At 61.3% G+C, this 18,115-nt stretch carries 24 protein-coding genes and 1 pseudogene; 16 read left to right on the top strand and 9 right to left on the bottom strand.

What is annotated here, in order from left to right; all coding sequences use genetic code 11:
• The 9 genes from NQE15_RS03965 to slmA all read left to right on the top strand — a co-directional run bounded on the left by NQE15_RS03965 (position 1) and on the right by slmA (position 6,231).
• On the top strand, positions 1–264 hold the full coding sequence (locus NQE15_RS03965) for an FmdB family zinc ribbon protein (protein ID WP_265946745.1): 264 nt from the start codon (positions 1–3) through the stop codon (positions 262–264).
• A complete protein-coding gene (locus tag NQE15_RS03960; RefSeq protein WP_265950120.1) occupies positions 264–878 on the top strand; it encodes a DUF502 domain-containing protein in 615 nt (204 codons plus the stop codon). The genes NQE15_RS03965 and NQE15_RS03960 overlap by 1 nt, the downstream gene beginning before the upstream one ends.
• 17 nt (positions 879–895) lie before the next feature.
• Positions 896–2,701 carry an aspartate--tRNA ligase gene (gene aspS / locus NQE15_RS03955; RefSeq protein WP_265946744.1) on the top strand — a complete coding sequence of 602 codons (1,806 nt, stop codon included), beginning with the start codon at positions 896–898 and terminating at the stop codon, positions 2,699–2,701.
• A 6-nt stretch (positions 2,702–2,707) separates the two neighbouring features.
• Positions 2,708–3,064, top strand: coding sequence for a ribonuclease domain-containing protein (locus NQE15_RS03950; RefSeq protein WP_265946742.1), 357 nt, complete (start codon positions 2,708–2,710; stop codon positions 3,062–3,064).
• Positions 3,027–3,506, top strand: a complete 480-nt coding sequence (locus tag NQE15_RS03945) for a barstar family protein (RefSeq protein ID WP_265946740.1) — start codon at positions 3,027–3,029, stop codon at positions 3,504–3,506. Before NQE15_RS03950 ends, NQE15_RS03945 begins: the two co-directional genes overlap by 38 nt.
• Positions 3,503–3,955, top strand: a complete 453-nt coding sequence (gene nudB / locus NQE15_RS03940; RefSeq protein WP_265946738.1) for a dihydroneopterin triphosphate diphosphatase — start codon at positions 3,503–3,505, stop codon at positions 3,953–3,955. Before NQE15_RS03945 ends, nudB begins: the two co-directional genes overlap by 4 nt.
• 100 nt (positions 3,956–4,055) lie before the next feature.
• A complete protein-coding gene (argB, locus tag NQE15_RS03935) occupies positions 4,056–4,943 on the top strand; it encodes an acetylglutamate kinase (protein ID WP_265946736.1) in 888 nt (295 codons plus the stop codon).
• Positions 4,944–5,585, top strand: a complete 642-nt coding sequence (locus tag NQE15_RS03930; RefSeq protein WP_265946733.1) for a pyrimidine 5'-nucleotidase — start codon at positions 4,944–4,946, stop codon at positions 5,583–5,585. It begins immediately after the preceding gene.
• Between the two features lie 37 nt (positions 5,586–5,622).
• Positions 5,623–6,231, top strand: a complete 609-nt coding sequence (gene slmA, locus NQE15_RS03925; RefSeq protein WP_265946731.1) for a nucleoid occlusion factor SlmA — start codon at positions 5,623–5,625, stop codon at positions 6,229–6,231.
• Between the two features lie 45 nt (positions 6,232–6,276).
• Here the strand turns inward: slmA and hemB are convergent, their stop codons facing one another.
• Together hemB and yihA are read right to left on the bottom strand one after the other, a co-directional pair.
• A complete protein-coding gene (gene hemB / locus NQE15_RS03920) occupies positions 6,277–7,278 on the bottom strand; it encodes a porphobilinogen synthase (RefSeq protein ID WP_265946729.1) in 1,002 nt (333 codons plus the stop codon).
• A 135-nt stretch (positions 7,279–7,413) separates the two neighbouring features.
• A pseudogene (gene yihA / locus NQE15_RS03915) lies at positions 7,414–8,075 on the bottom strand (ribosome biogenesis GTP-binding protein YihA/YsxC).
• 107 nt (positions 8,076–8,182) lie between these two features.
• Between yihA and NQE15_RS03910 the strand changes: the two are divergent.
• The 4 genes from NQE15_RS03910 to NQE15_RS03895 all read left to right on the top strand — a co-directional run bounded on the left by NQE15_RS03910 (position 8,183) and on the right by NQE15_RS03895 (position 10,894).
• On the top strand, positions 8,183–8,818 hold the full coding sequence (locus NQE15_RS03910) for a c-type cytochrome (RefSeq protein ID WP_265946728.1): 636 nt from the start codon (positions 8,183–8,185) through the stop codon (positions 8,816–8,818).
• Positions 8,819–8,941: 123 nt separating this feature from the next.
• The gene (locus tag NQE15_RS03905) at positions 8,942–9,376 is read left to right on the top strand and encodes a CBS domain-containing protein (protein WP_265946726.1); all 435 of its coding nucleotides are present in this window, start codon (positions 8,942–8,944) and stop codon (positions 9,374–9,376) included.
• A 1-nt stretch (position 9,377) separates the two neighbouring features.
• Positions 9,378–10,223 (top strand): HDOD domain-containing protein, encoded by an 846-nt coding sequence (locus tag NQE15_RS03900; protein WP_265946724.1) that lies wholly within the window; start codon positions 9,378–9,380, stop codon positions 10,221–10,223.
• Positions 10,223–10,894 carry a sulfite oxidase heme-binding subunit YedZ gene (locus NQE15_RS03895; RefSeq protein ID WP_265946722.1) on the top strand — a complete coding sequence of 224 codons (672 nt, stop codon included), beginning with the start codon at positions 10,223–10,225 and terminating at the stop codon, positions 10,892–10,894. Before NQE15_RS03900 ends, NQE15_RS03895 begins: the two co-directional genes overlap by 1 nt.
• Here NQE15_RS03895 and NQE15_RS03890 read toward each other — a convergent pair whose 3' ends face one another.
• Positions 10,895–11,773: a methyltransferase domain-containing protein gene (locus NQE15_RS03890; protein ID WP_265946720.1), complete on the bottom strand. Its 879-nt coding sequence runs from the start codon at positions 11,771–11,773 to the stop codon at positions 10,895–10,897.
• The gene (gene bioB, locus NQE15_RS03885; RefSeq protein ID WP_265946718.1) at positions 11,770–12,753 is read right to left on the bottom strand and encodes a biotin synthase BioB; all 984 of its coding nucleotides are present in this window, start codon (positions 12,751–12,753) and stop codon (positions 11,770–11,772) included. Before bioB ends, NQE15_RS03890 begins: the two co-directional genes overlap by 4 nt.
• Before the next feature lie 107 nt (positions 12,754–12,860).
• On the opposite strand from bioB, the gene NQE15_RS03880 reads away from it, so the two are divergent.
• Positions 12,861–13,556 (top strand): ComF family protein, encoded by a 696-nt coding sequence (locus tag NQE15_RS03880; protein WP_265946716.1) that lies wholly within the window; start codon positions 12,861–12,863, stop codon positions 13,554–13,556.
• A 24-nt stretch (positions 13,557–13,580) separates the two neighbouring features.
• Here NQE15_RS03880 and NQE15_RS03875 read toward each other — a convergent pair whose 3' ends face one another.
• From NQE15_RS03875 to NQE15_RS03865, 3 genes are read right to left on the bottom strand one after another with little or no spacing between them, the layout of a single operon-like run.
• Entirely contained in the window at positions 13,581–13,850 is a 270-nt protein-coding gene (locus NQE15_RS03875) for a glucokinase (protein WP_265950116.1), read from the bottom strand.
• On the bottom strand, positions 13,754–14,509 hold the full coding sequence (locus NQE15_RS03870; protein WP_265946714.1) for a glucokinase: 756 nt from the start codon (positions 14,507–14,509) through the stop codon (positions 13,754–13,756). The genes NQE15_RS03875 and NQE15_RS03870 overlap by 97 nt, the downstream gene beginning before the upstream one ends.
• A gap of 3 nt (positions 14,510–14,512) precedes the next feature.
• Positions 14,513–15,307 carry a thymidylate synthase gene (locus tag NQE15_RS03865; protein WP_265946712.1) on the bottom strand — a complete coding sequence of 265 codons (795 nt, stop codon included), beginning with the start codon at positions 15,305–15,307 and terminating at the stop codon, positions 14,513–14,515.
• Between the two features lie 129 nt (positions 15,308–15,436).
• Between NQE15_RS03865 and NQE15_RS03860 the strand changes: the two genes are divergently transcribed.
• A complete protein-coding gene (locus NQE15_RS03860) occupies positions 15,437–16,102 on the top strand; it encodes a hypothetical protein (protein WP_265946710.1) in 666 nt (221 codons plus the stop codon).
• Positions 16,036–16,971 carry a hypothetical protein gene (locus tag NQE15_RS03855; protein ID WP_265946708.1) on the top strand — a complete coding sequence of 312 codons (936 nt, stop codon included), beginning with the start codon at positions 16,036–16,038 and terminating at the stop codon, positions 16,969–16,971. The genes NQE15_RS03860 and NQE15_RS03855 overlap by 67 nt, the downstream gene beginning before the upstream one ends.
• A 38-nt stretch (positions 16,972–17,009) precedes the next feature.
• Here NQE15_RS03855 and mog read toward each other — a convergent pair whose 3' ends face one another.
• Together mog and yjgA are read right to left on the bottom strand one after the other, a co-directional pair.
• Positions 17,010–17,600, bottom strand: a complete 591-nt coding sequence (gene mog / locus NQE15_RS03850; protein ID WP_265946706.1) for a molybdopterin adenylyltransferase — start codon at positions 17,598–17,600, stop codon at positions 17,010–17,012.
• The gene (yjgA, locus tag NQE15_RS03845; RefSeq protein WP_265946703.1) at positions 17,587–18,111 is read right to left on the bottom strand and encodes a ribosome biogenesis factor YjgA; all 525 of its coding nucleotides are present in this window, start codon (positions 18,109–18,111) and stop codon (positions 17,587–17,589) included. Before yjgA ends, mog begins: the two co-directional genes overlap by 14 nt.
• Between the last annotated feature and the right edge of the window lie 4 nt (positions 18,112–18,115).

Raw genomic sequence — 18,115 nt, 5'->3', positions numbered from 1 at the left:
ATGCCGATTTACGAATATCGCTGCGACTCCTGCGGTTCCCAGAAAGAGCATCTGCAAAAGATGAGCGACCCGCAGCTCACCACCTGCCCGTCCTGCGGCAAGGAAAGCTACAACAAGCTGCTCTCCGCTGCCGGCTTTCAGCTCAAGGGGAATGGCTGGTACGCCACTGATTTCAAGGGCGGCGGCAAGCCCGCCCCGAAGGCTGACAGCGCGCCGCCGTGCCAGGGTGGTTCGGGAGCATGCACTCCGTGCGCGGCCAACTGATCAAACGCTACTTCATCACCGGGCTCCTGATCTGGGTGCCTCTGGTCATCACTGGCTGGGTGCTGTCGCTGATCGTCAGCACGCTGGATCAATCCCTGCGCCTGCTGCCAGCGACCATACACCCGCAAAACCTCTTCGGATTCACGATTCCCGGTGTTGGCGCGCTGCTGACCCTGGCCATGATCCTCCTGACCGGACTACTTGCCGCCAACTTTATCGGCCAGAAACTGGTCGTCTGGTGGGACAAGCTGCTTTCCCGCATCCCCGTCGTCAACTCGGTCTACAAAAGCGTCAAGCAGGTTTCCGACACCCTGTTCGCCCCCAACGGGAATGCTTTCCGCAAGGCGCTGCTCGTCCAGTATCCGCGCCACGGCAGTTGGACCATTGCCTTTCAAACCGGGCAACCGGGTGGCGACTTGGTCAATCACCTCGAAGGCGAATACGTCAGCGTCTATGTCCCGACCACCCCCAACCCGACTTCAGGCTTTTTCCTGATGATGGCAGCCAAGGACGTGATCGAACTAGACATGACGGTCGACGAAGCCCTCAAGTACATCATTTCGATGGGTGTCGTGGCCCCGCCGCCGCACCCGCGCGTCATTACCAATACCTGAATCAAACGGAAAGCTTCATGCGTACCCATTATTGCGGACAACTCAATGCAGCCCTTGACGGGCAAATCGTCACCCTGTGCGGCTGGGCCCACCGTCGGCGCGACCACGGCGGCATCATCTTCATCGACCTGCGCGACCGCGAAGGCCTGGCACAGGTGGTGTGCGACCCCGATCGGGCCGATACCTTCAAGATCGCCGAATCCGTCCGCAATGAATTCTGCCTGAAGATTACCGGCAAGGTACGTCCGCGCCCGGCCGGCACGACCAACGCCAACCTGGCTTCCGGCGAGATCGAAATTCTCTGCCACGAGATCGAAGTCCTGAACCCGTCGGTCACGCCGCCCTTCCAACTCGACGAAGACAATCTCTCCGAAAACGTCCGCCTGCTGCACCGCGTCATTGACCTGCGCCGCCCGCAGATGCAGAACAACATGATGCTGCGTTACAAGACGGCGCGCGCCTTCCGTCGCTTCCTCGACGACAATGGCTTCATCGACATCGAGACGCCGATGCTGACCAAGTCCACGCCGGAAGGCGCCCGTGACTATCTGGTGCCGTCGCGCGTTCATCCGGGTCAGTTCTTTGCCCTGCCGCAATCGCCGCAACTCTTCAAGCAACTGTTGATGGTCGCCGGTTACGATCGCTATTACCAGATCGTCAAATGCTTCCGCGACGAAGATCTGCGCGCCGATCGCCAACCCGAATTCACCCAGGTCGATATCGAAACCTCGTTCATGACCGAGGATGACATCACCGCGCTGATCGAAAAGCTGATCCGTTATGTCTTCAAGGATGCAATCGACGTCGACCTGCCAGCCCCCTTCCCCCGCATGACCTACGCCGAAGCGATGAACCGCTTCGGTTCCGACAAGCCGGACCTGCGTGTTACTTTGGAACTCACCGAAGTTACCGATGCCGTCAAGGATGTCTCCTTCAAGGTCTTCGCAGGTGTCGCCAACAGTGAAAATGGCCGCGTCGCCGCCATGCGCATTCCCGGTGGAGCTACGCTGACCCGTGGTGAAATCGACGAATACACCAAGTTCGTCAGCATTTACGGTGCCAAGGGCCTGGCCTACATCAAGATCAATGACGTCACACAGCTCAACGAAACCGGCCTGCAAAGCCCGATCGTCAAGAACCTGCACGAAGCCGCCCTGAAGACCATCGTCGAGCGCACTGGCGCCCAATCCGGCGACCTGATTTTCTTCGGTGCCGACAAGACCAAGGTGGTCAACGACGCGCTGGGCGCCCTGCGCACCAAAATCGGCCACGAAAAGGGCTTCGTCAATGGCAAGGCTTGGGAGCCGCTGTGGGTAGTCGATTTCCCGATGTTCGAATACGACGAGGAAGACAAGCGGTGGACCGCCTGCCACCACCCCTTCACCAGCCCGAAGGACGAACACGTTGCCCTACTCAAGACCGATCCGGGCAAGTGTCTGGCCAAGGCCTACGACTTGGCGCTGAACGGCTGGGAAATCGGCGGCGGCTCGGTCCGTATCCACCGCGCCGAAGTTCAGGAAACTGTCTTCCAGGCCCTCAACATCGGCCCGGAAGAACAACAGGCCAAGTTCGGCTTCCTGCTCGATGCCCTCAAGTACGGTGCCCCACCGCACGGTGGTCTGGCCTTCGGCCTGGACCGCATCGTCACCATGATGACGGGTGCCGAGTCGATCCGCGACGTCATTGCCTTCCCGAAGACCCAGCGCGCCCAATGCCTGCTCACCGATGCCCCCTCTGGCGTCGACGAGAAGCAACTGCGCGAACTGCACATCCGCCTGCGCCAGAAGGTTGAAACCCAGGTCGAAGTCGGCGGCCCGGCCTAAACTGCCATGCAATACTCGCTGCGCTTCCTGATTGTCCTTTGGCTGGCAATCGGAAGCGCTTTCGGGTTTGCTGGCAACGATGCCGCCGTCGACTGGGTCGCAGTCGCCGATTTACCGCGAGAAGCCCGGCAGACCCTGGCGCTAATCAAGGACGGCGGCCCTTTCCCCTACGACCGTGACGGCATCGTTTTCGGCAATTTCGAAAAGCGTCTGCCGCTTCGGGCGCGCGGCTATTACCGCGAATATACGGTGAAGAGCCCTTGGCGGCGTGATCGCGGACCGCGGCGCATCGTCGCCGGCCGTGAAGACGAGTTCTACTACACCGATGATCATTACCGGTCTTTCCGGCGAATTCGGCCATAGCGAGGCGCCAGGCATGTACGAGAAACACTTGAAATTAGCCGCCCATTCCGGCATTTTTTACCTGCCACCGACTCACCGCGCCGAACTGGAACAAACAGCCGCCCACCTTGGAAAACCAGTCTTCGTAGTGGACCTTGCTGCCTGTCGGAAAGTAGCGGAATCGCTTCGCCAAATTGGCACCATCCTGCATTTCCCGACCTGGTACGGCGCCAATTTCGATGCCCTTTTCGATTGCCTGACCGATCCGGACGGGCAAGCCGGCCAGTCATTGGTCTTGTTGCTGAATGGAACCGACAGCCTGCAGCAAGCCGAGTCCGAGAATTTCTCGACGCTGATCGAGGTCTTTCAGGCGGTGGCCGAAGCCCGCCGTGAAACAAACAACCCGTGCTGGATATTTCTCGACACCCCAGCCCGGGGAGTCGCCGCACTACCAGAGGCATGAGCGGCTACAAGCAGGCGGTTTCGGTACTCGTCGTCATCTATACGCCGGCCCTCGATATCCTGTTGCTGGAGCGCGCGGCACATCCCAGTTTCTGGCAATCCGTGACCGGCAGCCGCGAGGACGACGAACAGTTGATCGACACCGCCCGCCGCGAGGTTGGCGAAGAAACCGGCATCGATACCCGACTCTATCGCCTCGACGACTGGCGGCTCACCAACAATTTTGAAATATTCGCCGAGTGGCGCCACCGCTACGCCCCGGGGGTCACGCACAATCTCGAACATCTCTTCGCCCTGCAAGTGCCGCATTGCATTGAAATCACCCCAGCCCCCGACGAACATCGCGACTGGACCTGGATGCCTTGGCGCGCCGCCGCCGAGCGCTGTTTTTCGTGGACCAACCGGGACGCCATTCTGATGCTTCCGGAACGCTTACATCGGCGGCCCTGACCCCCAAAATCCGGCAGAAGAGCCATTTGGCGTGGCCGGGCCGACCCCGTTCGTGCCTTTTTCTTTGTACAATCCGCGGCGATTCCCTTCGGAGCATGCCATGAGTCTCGAAAATCTCACCCCCGGCATCAAGGCCGCCGTTCTGGCCGAAGCCCTGCCCTACATCAAGCGTTTCCACGGCAAGACCATCGTCGTCAAATATGGCGGCAATGCGATGACCGACGAACACCTGAAGAACTGTTTCGCCCGTGACGTGGTGTTGCTCGAACTGGTCGGCTTCAATATCGTCGTCGTGCATGGCGGCGGCCCGCAGATCGAGAGCCTGCTGGCCCGCGTCGGCAAGAAAGGCGAATTCATCCAGGGCATGCGTGTCACCGACGCCGAAACCATGGAAGTCGTCGAAATGGTCCTCGGCGGCCAGGTCAACAAGGACATCGTCAATCTGATCAACCAGCACGGCGGCAAAGCCGTCGGCCTGACCGGCAAGGACGGCAATTTCATTCGCGCCAAGAAGCTGATGCTGGAAGACAAGGATAACCCGGGCGACCTGATCGACGTCGGCCAGGTCGGCCAGATCACCTCGATCGACCCGTCGCTGATCGACCACCTCGACAAAGGCGCCTTCATCCCAGTCATCGCCCCGATCGGCGTTGGCAAGGATGGCGAGACCTACAACATCAACGCCGACGTCGTCGCCGGCAAGATTGCCGAAGTCCTCAAGGCTGAAAAACTGGTCCTGCTCACCAACACCCCTGGCGTGCTCGACAAGGACGGCCAGTTGATCACCGGCATCACGCCCAAGCAGATCGACGAAATGGTCGAGGACGGCACGCTATCCGGCGGCATGCTGCCCAAGATCGGCTCGGCGCTCGATGCTGCCCGCAACGGCGTCAAGGGCGTGCACATCATCGACGGCCGCGTCGAACACGCCCTACTGCTAGAAATCCTGACCGACCATGGCGTCGGCACGATGATCAAGTCGCACTAAATGAAGGCGGGACGCGTCTGGTTGTTTGATCTCGACAACACCCTCCACAACGCGTCTCCGCACATTTTTCCCCACATCAACCGCTCGATGCGCCAGTACATCGAGCAGCACTTGGGGCTCGACGAACAGGCTGCCACCCTTCTTCGCCAGGACTACTGGGTACGTTACGGTGCCACGCTGCTCGGCCTGATGCGTCACCACGGTACCGACCCCCGGCATTTTCTCCGGGAAACGCACCAGTTCCCCGACCTGAAGCGCATGGTGGTCTTTCAGAAGGCTACCTTGCACACTTTGCGCCGACTGCCCGGCCGAAAAATAATTTTCTCGAACGCGCCGCACCACTACACCGAGGCCATTCTTGAGTTGACCGGTCTCGGCAACTGCTTTTCAGCGGTGTACTCGGTCGAGAACCTGCGTTTTCGCCCCAAGCCGATGCTGGCCGGCTTCCTCGCCCTACTCCGGGCCGAGCATCTCGATCCGAAGCGCTGCATCATGGTCGAGGACAGCCTGCCCAATCTGGTAACCGCAAAAAAGCTCGGCATGAAGACGGTGTGGGTAAGTGCTGGCTTACGGCGCTCGCCTTACGTCGACGTGAAAATCAAATCGGTTCTACAACTTCCGGAGCGTTGCGGTCGATTATAATTTTCAGGCAATGATCATAAATCGCGAGGGGGCAAGCATGGCAACGAAACCGGGCGAACGTCGCCTGCAGATCCTGCAAACCCTGGCCGGCATGCTGGAGACGCCGAAAGGGGAGAAGATCACCACGGCAGCCCTCGCCGCCAAACTCGGCTGCTCGGAAGCCGCGCTTTACCGGCACTTCGCCAGCAAGGCCCAGATGTTCGAAGGCTTGATCGAATTCATCGAGCAAAGCCTGTTTGGCGTCATCAACCAGATCAGCTCGGATGAAAGCCAGGGCCTCAAGCAGGTCGAACTGGTGATCGGGATGTTGCTGCGGTTTGCCCAGAAAAACCGCGGCATGACCCGTGTCCTGATCGGCGACGCCCTGGTCAATGAGCATGAACGCCTGCAAGCCCGCATCAATGCCCTGCTCGACAAGATCGAAGCTTCCCTCAAGCAGGCGCTGAGAATTGCTGCGACCCAGGAAAACCTCAAGGCCGACGCCGATTTCGGCGCCCTCGCCAACCTGTTGCGCTGCTATGTCGTCGGTCGCTGGGAGCAGTACGCCCGTAGCGGCTTCAGCCGCGAACCGCTGACCCAGTGGCAACAGCAATGGCCGATGCTCTACTTCGCCTGCCTGTCGCAGTCCGGCGCACCGGGCGGTTAACGAACTAGGGCGGCCGCAGCCGCCCTAGTTGCTGGTACTGCTGAATCAGCCCTTCAGATACTCCGCCGCATCAAGCGCGAAGTAGGTCAGGATGCCATCGGCCCCGGCCCGCTTGAAGGCCAGCAAACTTTCCAAGACACAAGCCTTCTCGTCCAGCCAGCCGTTCTGCGCCGCCGCCTTGAGCATCGCGTACTCGCCGCTGACCTGGTAGGCATAGGTCGGCACCTTGAACTCGTCCTTGACCCGCCGCACGATATCCAGATACGGCATGCCCGGCTTGACCATGACCATGTCGGCGCCTTCCTCGAGGTCGAGCGCCACTTCCTTCAGCGCCTCGTCGGTATTGGCCGGGTCCATCTGATAGGTGTATTTGTTACCCTTGCCGAGATTACCGGCCGAACCCACCGCGTCGCGGAAGGGGCCGTAGAAGGCCGAGGCATACTTGGCCGAGTAGGCCAGAATCCGGGTGTAAATCTGTCCGGCTTCGTTCAATTCAGCGCGAATCCGGCCGATCCGGCCATCCATCATGTCGGACGGCGCGACCACGTCGGCCCCGGCCTCGGCATGGCAAAGCGCCTGTTTGGCCAGCACTTCCAGCGTCTCATCGTTGAGCACATAGCCGGTTTCGTCGATCAGGCCATCCTGACCGTGGCTGGTATAGGGGTCGAGCGCGACATCGGTGATCACCCCGAGTTCCGGAAACTCGCGCTTCAGCGCCCTAACCACACGTGGCACCAGACCACTGGCGTTATAGGCTTCTTCCGCCCCTAATGATTTCAGCGAGGCATCGACCACCGGGAACAGCGCCAATGCCGGAACACCCAATCTGGCCGCCCGTTCGGCTGTTTTCAGCAGGACATCGAGCGACTGGCGCTCGACGCCGGGCATCGAAGCCACTTTCTCGATGCGTCCTTCACCTTCGAGCACGAAAACCGGGTAAATGAAGTCATCGACTGTAAGCACGGACTCGCGCATCAGGCGGCGGGAAAAATCGTCGCGCCGCATCCGGCGCATGCGGGTTGCAGGAAAACGTCCGACAGAACTCATGCTTCAAACCTCAATCAAAATCGTCGCGAAAAATTTTAGACTCGGGCGGAACTTTAGGCTTTGACCCGCGTCACAGTCTGCAGATGGCACGCGCTATCTCCCGCTTCACCTCCCTGAGCGGGTGCCTTGACCACGTTAAGGCATTTTGGCCCCCGGACCCCCCTTATCCGGGGCCCTTTGTTTTCCTTTTTCTTGATTTCGATATCCAGCCAGCCGGCCAATACGCCCTCGGCCTCCTCGACGCCGGCCTTCTTCAGGCTGGAGAAAAGCTGTACGGAATAGAGTTCGGCATCGCCCCAGGTCGCCACTTCGGCCTTGACCGAACGCAGGGCTTTGGTCTGCTCCTGGCGACTCAGCTTGTCGGCCTTGGAGAGCAGGATATGGATCGGCCGCCCGGTCGGCCGGAACCAGTCGATCAGTTTCAAATCGAGGTCGGTCATCGGCCGACGAATGTCCATAATGACCACCAGCCCGGCCAATTGATCCCGCTTGCTGAGATAGGGGCCGATCAGCCCCTCCCACTGTGAGCGGATCGCCTCCGGCGCCTTGGCATAACCGTAACCGGGCAGATCGACGAAATATTTGCCGTCGGCCAGCGTGAAATAATTCAAGTGCTGCGTGCGCCCCGGCGTCTTGCTGACATAAGCCAGCCGAACCCGCCCGGCGAGGGTATTGATGGCGGAAGATTTTCCCGCGTTCGAACGCCCGGCAAAGGCAACTTCGCGGACTGAATCCTGGGGTAAATCTCGGAGATTGGCGACGGTTGTCAGAAAAACCGCCTGTTGGAACAGTGGCATAAAAAACTCGGAAGACCCGCCAAGGGGCGGTGAACTGATATAGAATAGCAGGTTTGTAACCTCCGTTCCGGCCAAAGCGCCCACAAACGCGTACAAGGAGCTCGTAAATGATTCGCACCACGGCAATGGCAATCCTTCTTGCCACCAGTTTCATCGCTCATGCATCTGAAGAAGCCAAGGGCAAGGCTGATCCTGCCAAGGGCAAAATCATCGCCGAAACCATCTGTGTCGCCTGCCATGGCGCCGATGGCAACAGCCCCGTCTCCGCCAACCCGAACCTGGCCGGACAGGTCGAAGAATATATTTACAAGCAACTGACCAATTTCAAGGCCGCAGGCGACAAGCCGGCCGCCCGTAACAGTCCGATCATGGCCGGCATGGTTGCCGCCCTTTCCGACGACGACATGAAGAACGTCGCCGCTTGGTTCGCCAGCCAGAAACAGACTCCGGCTGCCGCCAAGGATCAGGCCAAGATTGCCCTGGGCCAGAAACTTTGGCGTCAAGGTGATTTCAAGAAGGGTGTTCCTGCCTGTGCCGGTTGCCACGGCCCGGCCGGCGCCGGCCTGCCGGCCCAGTATCCGCGTCTGGCTGGCCAGTTCCCGGAATACACCGAATTGCAGCTGAAGACCTTCCGCGCTGGCGAACGCGCCAACGATCCGGCCAAGATGATGCGCGATATCGCCGGCAAGCTTTCCGATGTCGAAATCGCTGCGGTTGCCGAATTTGCGGCAGGCCTGCGCTGATCAGAAGGCAATTTGAAAAAGGCAGCTTCGGCTGCCTTTTTTGTTTTTTGGCCACTTGGCAGCCCTAGCCCGGCGGGATAGACTGCCCTAACAACAAGCTCATCCTATAAAGGAGACTCCCCCATGAAGACGCTCAAACAGTTACTGGCGGCCAAAACTGGTCGTCCGCTTGCCGTCGTTGCTCCTCGCGATACGGTATTCCATGCGCTGACCATCATGGCTCAGCACGACGTTGGTGCCCTGCTGGTGCTTGATGGCGAACAATTGGTCGGTATGTTTTCCGAGCGCGACTATGCTCGGAAGATCATCCTGCAAGGAAAGAGTTCCAAGGAAACCACGGTCAGCGAAATCATGAGTGACCGGGTGGCCTACGTCACACCGGGCACGACACTGGACGAATGTATGGCTCTGATGACGGACAAGCATTTCCGCCATCTGCCGGTACTAACCGACGATGGCAGCGTCGTCGGCATGATTTCCATCGGCGACCTGGTCAAGGAAACGATCAGTTCGCAGCAGTTTCTGATCGACGAACTGGAACGCTACATCGCCGGCTAAGATGCTTGCCAACGACTCGCGAATTCATTTTCGCATTCTTGAAGACATCGCCCGTGACCTGTCGGGGGATGTCAATTTCCCGACCTGCATGGATGCGGCGATTCTTGTCAGGAATACGCTGAAAGACCCACTCGCCAACCTGGAACGCGTCGTTCAGGTGGTGGGCATTGAACCGCTGATCTCGAGCAAGCTGTTGCGCCTGGCCAATTCGGTCAGCTACAACCCATCCGGCCGGAAGATTACCGACCTCGCCACGGCCATCAGCCGGCTTGGCTTTGAAGCCGTGCGCACCACCTCGCTAGCCGTGGCCATGGACCAGATGCTGAAGTCGAAGAATCTGGCCGCCTACGATGATATCGCCCACCAAGCCTGGGAACACTCGATCCGGGTGGCGGCCATCGCCCGCGTACTGGCTCGCCACCTCGGCCGCATCAATCCCGATGAAGCCATGCTGGCCGGCCTGGTACACGATATCGGTATTTTCTACCTGCTCTTCCGGGCGGCCTCATACGAGGAATACCGCGACAATGAGCCGGCCATGATCGAACTGATCAGCGGCTGGCATGAAAGCATAGGCGAGAGCCTGCTTCACATCCTTGGCTTGCCGGAAAGCGTCGTCGCCGCGGTCCAGGATCACGACCATCTGAAAAACATCGAAACCCCCTGCTCGGTCGGTGACGTGCTTTACTTCGCCAACCTGCTTGCCGTCACCCCGGAAATTTTCCTGCCGGGCGACATCAACTCCACCAACATCGAGCTGATGAACAGCCAGCGCGAACGTTACATCGATATCCTGAGCGAGGCCGAAGAAGACATCCAAGACCTCAAGGCAGCTCTGTCCGCCTGATGACCTGGCAACCCGAAGCCAGGCAGCTATCTCGGATAAAAGCCGGACTTTTCCTGATCTGCCTGCTGCCCTTCGAGCGACTGCTCTGGGCCGTCTGGACCGGCGATTTCGGCCCCGAGCCGGTCGCCTTCGTGCAGCGCTGGACCGGCACCTGGACTTTCAACCTGCTGCTGGTCACCCTCTGCATCACGCCGTTGCGGGCGATCACCCAGCTGCACTGGCTATTGCGACTGCGCCGCATGCTCGGGCTGTTCTGTTTTTTCTACGCCACCCTGCACTTCCTGGCCTTCATCGGCTTCGAACATGGCTTTGCGGTGGACGACATCGCCCGCGACATCTTCGAACAACCCTACGTCAGCGCCGGTTTTGCCGCCTTGCTGTTGCTGATCCCGCTTGCCGCCACCTCGAACCAGTGGGCACTTCGCCACTTGGGCGGGCGTAAATGGCAGGAACTGCATCGCAATGCTTACTTGGCCGGCATCCTCGCCGCCATCCATTACCTCTGGCTGTCCATCGCCGAAGACACCGCCCTGCTCTGGCCGGTTGCCTATGCGCTGGCGCTCGGTCTGCTGCTCGGTTGGCGGGTCCGGGAGCGCCGCAGCAAGGCCATTCCGGTGCCGCGCTTCGCGGCCGCCAAGCCGCTCAAATACTTCAAACGCAAGCCGGACTGATCACTTGCGACGCGGCGGATCGAAACGGACGATGGCCCGGCCGTCAGGGGTCTGCTTGGCTTCGGTCTTCCAGGCGTGGCCATAGACCACCTCGAAGGTCACCGGCAGCTTGCCATCTCGGCGCATCGTTTCATAGGCCGCCCGCGCCCCGGCCAGCGAACCGCGACCGGTCAATCCGTGCCGCCGTGCCTTCATCGCACAGCCGGAACCGGCGGCGCGCAATTCGGCGAACAGCGCATCGAGATCGTCGTAAGTCAGCGTGATGACTTCCATGTCCATCACCGGGTCGGCGAAGCCGCAGCCGACCAGCATATCGCCCAGATCGTGCATGTCGATAAACCGCTGGGTGTGGGCGTAGCCGTCGCTAAAGGCGGTACGCAGTTCCTTCAGGGAATCCGGCCCCAGCGTCGAGAACATCAGCAGGCCGCCGACTTCGAGGACACGATGGGCCTCGGCGAGGGCCGGCAAGGGATCGTCCAGCCAGTGCAGCAGCAGGTTCGACCAGACCAGTGCCGCCGACTTCGCTTTTAGCGGCAGCTTCGCCGCATCGGCAGCCAGGCGTTGCGGACCGGATGCCTTGCCCAGGCCGAGCCAGCGCTGCCAGCCGGCGCGTGACACATGGCCGGTGTCGAGCATGGCCGGCGCCACATCCAGTCCGATCAGCTCGGCGGCGGGATAACGCGCCGCCAGGCCGGGAAAGCTGCCGCCCCGGCTGCAACCCAGATCGAGGATGCGCTTGGGCTCGATCTTGACGTAATCGAGCCGCTCCTGCATCCGGCGGTCGACCTCGCGGACGAAGAAATCCGCCTCGCCATAGCTCGCCGCGACCTTGGAAAACCGTCGACCGACCTGCTGCCGGTCGACAAAGCCTGCACTCAAACCGGTTTCACACCCAGACGGGCAAACAGCGCGTCGTCACGATCGACTTCCGGGTTGCTGGTAGTCAGCAGATGGTCGCCGTAGAACATCGAGTTGGCGCCGGCCAGGAAGCACAGCGCCTGCAACTCGTCGCTCATCTCCTGACGGCCGGCCGACAGGCGGACCCAGGATTTCGGCATGGTGATGCGGGCGGCGGCAATGGTGCGCACAAACTCGAACGGGTCGAGGCGCGGATTGTCAGCCAGCGGGGTACCGGGGATCGGCACCAGGTTGTTGATCGGCACCGACTCCGGCGGCTGCGGCAGATTGGCCAACTGGACGATCAGCGCGGCGCGGTTCTTGCGCGACTCGCCCATGCCGATGATGCCGCCCGAGCAGACGTTGATGCCGGCGTCGCGCACCTGATCCAAGGTATCGAGGCGGTCGTCGTGGGTGTGGGATTTGATGACCTGACCGTAGAATTCCTTGTCGGTATCGAGATTGTGATTGTAGTAGTCGAGGCCGGCATCCTTCAGCTTCTCGGCCTGGCCATCCTTGAGCATGCCGAGCGTGACGCAGGTCTGCATGCCAAGCGCCTTGACCTCGCGCACCATGTCCAGCACGCGATCGAGATCGTTGTCCTTCGGCCCCTTCCAGGCGGCGCCCATGCAGAAGCGGGAAGCGCCCTTGTCCTTGGCAGCCTTGGCGGCGGCGACCACTTCGTCGAGCGGCATCAGGCGTTCGCGTTCGGTATCGGTGTCGTAGCGGGCCGACTGCGAACAATAGCTGCAATCCTCGGAACAGCCGCCGGTCTTGACCGAAAGCAGCGTCGAGCGTTGAATGGCGTTCGGATCGAAGTGTTCGCGGTGTACGCCTTGCGCTTGCCAGATCAGATCCATCAACGGTAGTTCATAGAGCGCGAGCACCTCGGCCACCGACCAGCGGCGGGTGGTTGCGGTCTGAGGAATGGAAGGGACGGCGGCGAGAGTGCTAGCGTGCATGGGAGGCCTTGCTTGAGAAAATTCGAGAGAAATCAGACACGGATCGCGTCGGTAATTATGAATTATCGAGCACGTATACTAGGCTGTCAATTTTACCCCAGGCCTTTGTGCTTCCCATAAAACAACTCGCCCGCAACTGGCTGGCGTCACTGCTGCCCGGCAGTTGCCTGCTCTGCGGCGCTGACAGCCGGGATGCCCTTCTTTGTCCGGCCTGCGCGAGCGACCTGCCAGCACTGCCGCCGGCGCAATGCCCGCAATGTGCCGAACAGACCACGCATGGCGAACGCTGCGGCGCCTGCCTGAAGACTCCGCCCCATTTCGATCGAACAGTGGCGGCTTTTCGCTACGACTTCCCGATCGACCGCATCATTCATGCCTTGAAATACGGCCACCAGCTGGCGGTCGCCGGCTGGCTGGCCGACCGGCTCGCCGCTTGTCTGCCCAAGGGTGACGAATTGGTCGTCGCCCTCCCCCTGCACGACGAGCGCCTGCGCGAACGCGGCTTCAATCAATCGGTCGAAATTGCCCGCATTCTCAGCCAGCGGCTGGCTTACAACCTCGACTGCAGCAGCCTCCAGCGCACCCGCGCCACGCCACCGCAGGCCGATCTCCCGCTCAAGGAGCGCCAGCGCAATGTGCGTGGCGCTTTTGAATGCAGCACCGACTTCAGCGGCAGGCAAATCCTGCTGATCGACGATGTGATGACCACCGGCTCGACCGTCAACGAAGCAGCCCGTGTTCTCAAGTTGCATGGGGCCTCCAGGGTTACCGTCGCCGTCGCGGCCCGCGCCCTGAAACACTGACTGCCCCTGCCGCCAGTTCGCCGATTAGCGCGCTCCGTCTGCCACCGCCAGCGCCCCCAGTAAGCCGATATTTTCATCGATGACCAGACGGACCGGCATGTTAGCCACCAGTGGCGCGTGCTCACGCTTGGCTAGAAAGGCGGCAACGAAGGGAGTGACGTCGCCCTGCGGCATCAGCTTGGCGGCAATGCCGCCGGTCAAATAGACGCCGCCCCGGGCCAACCAGTGCAGGGCAAGATCGCCGGCGAAGGCTCCATAACAACTCGACCAGAGTTGCAGCGCCTGCCCGGCCAGCGGGTCGGTCGCGGCCAGCGCCGCCTGGCCGATCGCCGCCGGGGCAGCGGCGGACCACCAAGAAAGGCGTAAATCCGCGCCAAGCCGGCGCCGGAGACGATATCTTCGGTGGTCACCCGACCCTTCATGTCGAGCAGCCAGCGCCACAGCTCGCCCTGCTCCGACGTTTGCGGCGAGAAACCGAGGTGCCCGCCTTCGCCGGGGATGACGCGATAACGCTTGCCGCCCCAGACCAGGCCGGCGACGCCGAGCCCAGTGCCGGCCCCAACGATGACCCGTGGCGCGTGGACGACCGGCTGGCCTGCGTGCAGGGTAATGATCTGCGTTGGATCGACCAGCGCCAGGCCATGGGCGGTTGCCGCAAAATCGTTGGTCAGCACCACCCGACCGATCCCGAAGCGCCGGCGCAGCGCCGCACTGGACAGCCGCCAGGGGAGATAGGTGAGTTGGGCGGTTCGTCCATCGGTCGGGCCGGCGAGGCCGAAACAGGCACTGGCGATGGGCGGAGCGCCGACCAGGAAATCGGCGAGCAGATCGTCGAAATTCGGGTAGTCGGCACTGGCATAGCGTTGCTGGCGCACGATGCGCAGCCCGCCGTTCTGGCGTTCGGCAAGCGCCAGCAGCGTCTTGGTGCCGCCGAGGTCGCCGCCGAGAATCATCGCTTACACCGCGACCGGGGCGGCGATATGGGGGTGCGGATCATAGGCGTCGAGACGGAAATCCTCGAAGCGGAAAGCTAGTAGGTCGGTTACTTCCGGGTTGATCCACAGCGTCGGCAGCGGGCGTGTTTCGCGGGAGAGCTGCAGGCGGGCCTGCTCGAAGTGATTGGCGTAAATATGCGCATCGCCGAAGGTATGGATGAATTCCCCCGGCTGATAACCGCAGACCTGCGCCAGCATCAGCGTCAGCAGCGCATAGGAGGCGATATTGAATGGCACGCCGAGGAAGATGTCGGCGCTGCGCTGGTAGAGCTGGCAAGACAGCTTGCCATCGGCGACATAGAACTGGAACAGGCAATGACAGGGTGGCAACGCCATGCTATCGACGTCGCCCGGGTTCCAGGCGGAGACGATATGGCGGCGCGAATCAGGGTTGTTCTTCAGGCTGTGGACCAGCTGGGCGATCTGGTCGATGACGCGGCCGTCCGGCGTTTCCCAGCGCCGCCACTGCTTGCCGTAGACCGGGCCGAGGTCGCCATTCTCGTCGGCCCATTCGTCCCAGATGCGGACGCCGTTTGCCTTGAGGTAGGCGATGTTGGTATCGCCCTGCAGGAACCACAGCAGTTCATGGACGATGGACTTGAGATGCAGCTTCTTGGTGGTCACCATCGGAAAGCCCCGGCTCAGGTCGAAGCGCATCTGCCAGCCGAAAACGGAGCGCGTACCGGTGCCGGTACGGTCGGATTTGTCATTGCCGTTTTCCAGCACATGGCGCATCAGGTCGAGGTATTGCTGCATGGGAGCCTGCCATTCGATCAAAAACACGATTCTACATTGCCGGTTTCCGGGAGGAACGGGTGCCGCCCATGCCCAAACCGCGGCACAGCGGCTAAACTGCGCGCTGGTCTGGCTTTGAGGGAGACAATAATGCTGAAAAAAATGGGAAGCCTGTTCGGACAAAAAGAGGGACACCCCCTGGCCGAGCCGCGCGAACTGAAAAAGATCATTGCCGAATTACCCAAGGACAATGCCTTCAAGTCGCTCGATGAAATCGTCGGCTGGCTGGAGTCGCTGCTGGCAGCTGATGACATTCCGGTCGACCGCTTTCAAGAAGCGGCCCGCCAGCTGGACGAGGCCGCCCAGCCCCACGTTCGGCGCCTGACCAAGGATTACCTGCACACCGCCCGCCTGACCCGGGCCGATGAAAAACGCCTGTGGTCGATCAATTACGGTTTCTGGACCCTGCTCGCCGAAGCTTATGAACGCAGCTTGGCCAGCCAGGGCGACAAGGGACGGCCGGCAGAACAACTGAAAGCAGCGCAGCCCTTCATTTGCACCCGCCTGCTGGCCGCGATCGGTGCCCTTATCAAATGGGACCAGTTTCACTATGGCCCCTCGTCCAATCTGCTCTGGCAACGCCTGGGCAGGGCGCTGCTGACGGCCGAAGAGGCCGGTGTGGCGGGTAAGTCGCTGCAGTTCGGGGGCAGGTCGGCGTCAGTTCGCCGTCCCAGGAGTATCAGAAGGTCATGGTCTTTCAGGCCGCCTCGATGGACAGCCTGCTGCCGCTGGAAATCGAACTCGCCGAACGCCTGATCGAACACTTCCTGCCAGGCTTCGTGTTCACCGACGAGCCGCAGCACGACAGCGTCTACTGGGTCGACCTCAAGCTCGCCCAGGCACCGCTACGCCTGGCCAGGATGCCCAGCCGGGCACTGCCGTCGCAGCGTTACTTCAAGCCCGGCCCGGCTCATGAAGCAATCCGGAACCTGTTGAACACGCTCGAGCGTGGCGGCGACATTCCCGCCGATATCAATCTCGGCGGGCAGTATTACCCGAAGACGCTGATCCCGGTGGTGCGCCATCTCGCGGTTTATCTGGCCCCGGTGCCGCCGCAGCGCAAGCATGACCGGCACCGCGTCAAGCATCGGATGGCGGTGCTCAATGGCCTGGTCAATGCCTATGTGGCATTTTCCGGTGAATTCGGCGGCAAGCCGGCGGGCCTGCAGATGGAAAGCTGGGTCGCCGAAAACGTCAGCCGCGGTGGCTTTGGCGCCGTGGTCAGCGACATGCCGGCCGACTGGCTGAAGGTCGGTGCCTTGGTGGCAATGCAGCCTGAAGGCGGCGAAAACTGGCTACTCGGCATTGTCCGCCGCTACCACCGGGTAACCGAGAGCAATGCCCGTGCCGGCATCGAGACCCTGGCCCGCCAGGCGCTGGCCGTCGAAGTCAAGCCACGGGCGGCCTCCAGTTATGCCGCGCTACCCGGCGTTCCAGCCCTGATCATTGAGGAAGGTTGCGCGGCAGGCGAGGTACACATCGTCCTGCCGCCAGCCAGTTTCGACCTGCGCGAAACGCTTGAATATGGCGTACAGGAAAAACGCTATGCCCTGACCCCGGTGGCCTTGCTGGAGCAGACGACCGACTTCGAACTGGCACGCTATCGCCAGGCGGTCATCGGCTAGGCACCACAAAGGCAAAGGCTGGCACCAAGCATTGCGGACTATTTGGGACGAATGGCGGTTTTCGGTCGGAAGGCCTTGATCACCGCCTCGTTGGTCTCGGCATAGGGGCCGCCGATCAGATCAATGCAATAGGGCACTGCAGCAAAGATGCCGACGTGTGTGACCTTGCCCTCGGCATCGCGGACGCCTTCCAGCGTTTCCTTGATCGATTTCGGCTGACCGGGCAAATTGATGATCAGCGTCTGCTTGCGGATCACCGCGACCTGGCGCGAGAGGATGGCGGTCGGCACGAAGTTCAGGCTGATCCGTCGCATTTCCTCGCCGAAGCCCGGCATTTCCTTGTCGGCCACGGCCAGCGTGGCTTCCGGCGTAACGTCGCGCAAAGCCGGGCCGGTGCCGCCGGTGGTCAGAACCAGATCGCACTTGGCGATATCAACCAGTTCAATCAGGGTTTGCTCGATGGTCGGCTGGTCGTCGGCGATCAGCCGGGTTTCAACCCGCCAGGGCGAACTCAGCGCACAGGCCAGCCATTCCTGCAAAGCCGGGATGCCCTTGTCTTCATAGACGCCGCTCGAGGCACGGTCACTGATCGAAACCAGGCCGATGACCAGCTCTTCATTCTGCGACATGGACGCCTCCCTCTTTATCGAGCTCCTGCAGCACCTGAAAAATAGCCCGGAAATTCTTCGGCGGCTTGTTGTTTTCCTGCTCCTTCAAGGCATTGCGCCGCAACTGGCGCAGGTGCTGAAGATCGACGCTGGGCCACAGTGCGGAAATTTCGGCGAGCACCGACTCGTCTTCGAGGAGGCGAGTGCGGAAGCGTTCCAACCGGTGCAGGCGAGCCGTTTCGGCCGAGGACTCGCCACGGATCAGGGCCAGGCCGGCGCGGATCGGCTCCTCGTCGGTGCTTCGCATCAGCTTGCCGAGATACATGATCTGCCGCCGGCGGGCGCCGTGGGCGGTGATCTTCTGGCATTCGCGCACCGCCTCGTAAATATTCTCCGGCAGATTGATCCGCTTCAGCTGGCCGGTGGACAGCTCGACCAGTTCGGCGCCGAGATCCTGCAATTCGTGCATGGCCTGCTTCTTCTTGGTCTTGGAGGGACGGCCGGTATTCTCGGTGAAATCTTCTTCTTGCATGGGG

The organism is Dechloromonas sp. A34, assembly GCF_026261605.1.
In the GTDB taxonomy this organism is placed as follows: Bacteria; Pseudomonadota; Gammaproteobacteria; order Burkholderiales; family Rhodocyclaceae; genus Azonexus.
Note: the sequence above shows the minus strand (reverse complement) of the source record. Positions and strands in the feature narration are given on the sequence as shown.

Excerpts from the sequence above, each read along its gene's own strand:
- bioB (WP_265946718.1), bottom strand. The coding sequence starts at position 12,753 with ATGCACGCTAGCACTCTCGCCGCCGTCCCTTCCATTCCTCAGACCGCA.
- NQE15_RS03930 (WP_265946733.1), top strand. The coding sequence starts at position 4,944 with ATGAAGGCGGGACGCGTCTGGTTGTTTGATCTCGACAACACCCTCCAC.
- yjgA (WP_265946703.1), bottom strand. The coding sequence starts at position 18,111 with ATGCAAGAAGAAGATTTCACCGAGAATACCGGCCGTCCCTCCAAGACC.
- aspS (WP_265946744.1), top strand. The coding sequence starts at position 896 with ATGCGTACCCATTATTGCGGACAACTCAATGCAGCCCTTGACGGGCAA.
- hemB (WP_265946729.1), bottom strand. The coding sequence starts at position 7,278 with ATGAGTTCTGTCGGACGTTTTCCTGCAACCCGCATGCGCCGGATGCGG.
- nudB (WP_265946738.1), top strand. The coding sequence starts at position 3,503 with ATGAGCGGCTACAAGCAGGCGGTTTCGGTACTCGTCGTCATCTATACG.
- argB (WP_265946736.1), top strand. The coding sequence starts at position 4,056 with ATGAGTCTCGAAAATCTCACCCCCGGCATCAAGGCCGCCGTTCTGGCC.
- NQE15_RS03945 (WP_265946740.1), top strand. The coding sequence starts at position 3,027 with ATGATCATTACCGGTCTTTCCGGCGAATTCGGCCATAGCGAGGCGCCA.
- NQE15_RS03860 (WP_265946710.1), top strand. The coding sequence starts at position 15,437 with ATGCTGAAAAAAATGGGAAGCCTGTTCGGACAAAAAGAGGGACACCCC.
- NQE15_RS03870 (WP_265946714.1), bottom strand. The coding sequence starts at position 14,509 with ATGATTCTCGGCGGCGACCTCGGCGGCACCAAGACGCTGCTGGCGCTT.
- NQE15_RS03900 (WP_265946724.1), top strand. The coding sequence starts at position 9,378 with ATGCTTGCCAACGACTCGCGAATTCATTTTCGCATTCTTGAAGACATC.
- NQE15_RS03965 (WP_265946745.1), top strand. The coding sequence starts at position 1 with ATGCCGATTTACGAATATCGCTGCGACTCCTGCGGTTCCCAGAAAGAG.
- NQE15_RS03895 (WP_265946722.1), top strand. The coding sequence starts at position 10,223 with ATGACCTGGCAACCCGAAGCCAGGCAGCTATCTCGGATAAAAGCCGGA.
- NQE15_RS03910 (WP_265946728.1), top strand. The coding sequence starts at position 8,183 with ATGATTCGCACCACGGCAATGGCAATCCTTCTTGCCACCAGTTTCATC.
- NQE15_RS03855 (WP_265946708.1), top strand. The coding sequence starts at position 16,036 with ATGGTCTTTCAGGCCGCCTCGATGGACAGCCTGCTGCCGCTGGAAATC.
- slmA (WP_265946731.1), top strand. The coding sequence starts at position 5,623 with ATGGCAACGAAACCGGGCGAACGTCGCCTGCAGATCCTGCAAACCCTG.
- NQE15_RS03865 (WP_265946712.1), bottom strand. The coding sequence starts at position 15,307 with ATGCAGCAATACCTCGACCTGATGCGCCATGTGCTGGAAAACGGCAAT.
- mog (WP_265946706.1), bottom strand. The coding sequence starts at position 17,600 with ATGTCGCAGAATGAAGAGCTGGTCATCGGCCTGGTTTCGATCAGTGAC.
- NQE15_RS03950 (WP_265946742.1), top strand. The coding sequence starts at position 2,708 with ATGCAATACTCGCTGCGCTTCCTGATTGTCCTTTGGCTGGCAATCGGA.
- NQE15_RS03905 (WP_265946726.1), top strand. The coding sequence starts at position 8,942 with ATGAAGACGCTCAAACAGTTACTGGCGGCCAAAACTGGTCGTCCGCTT.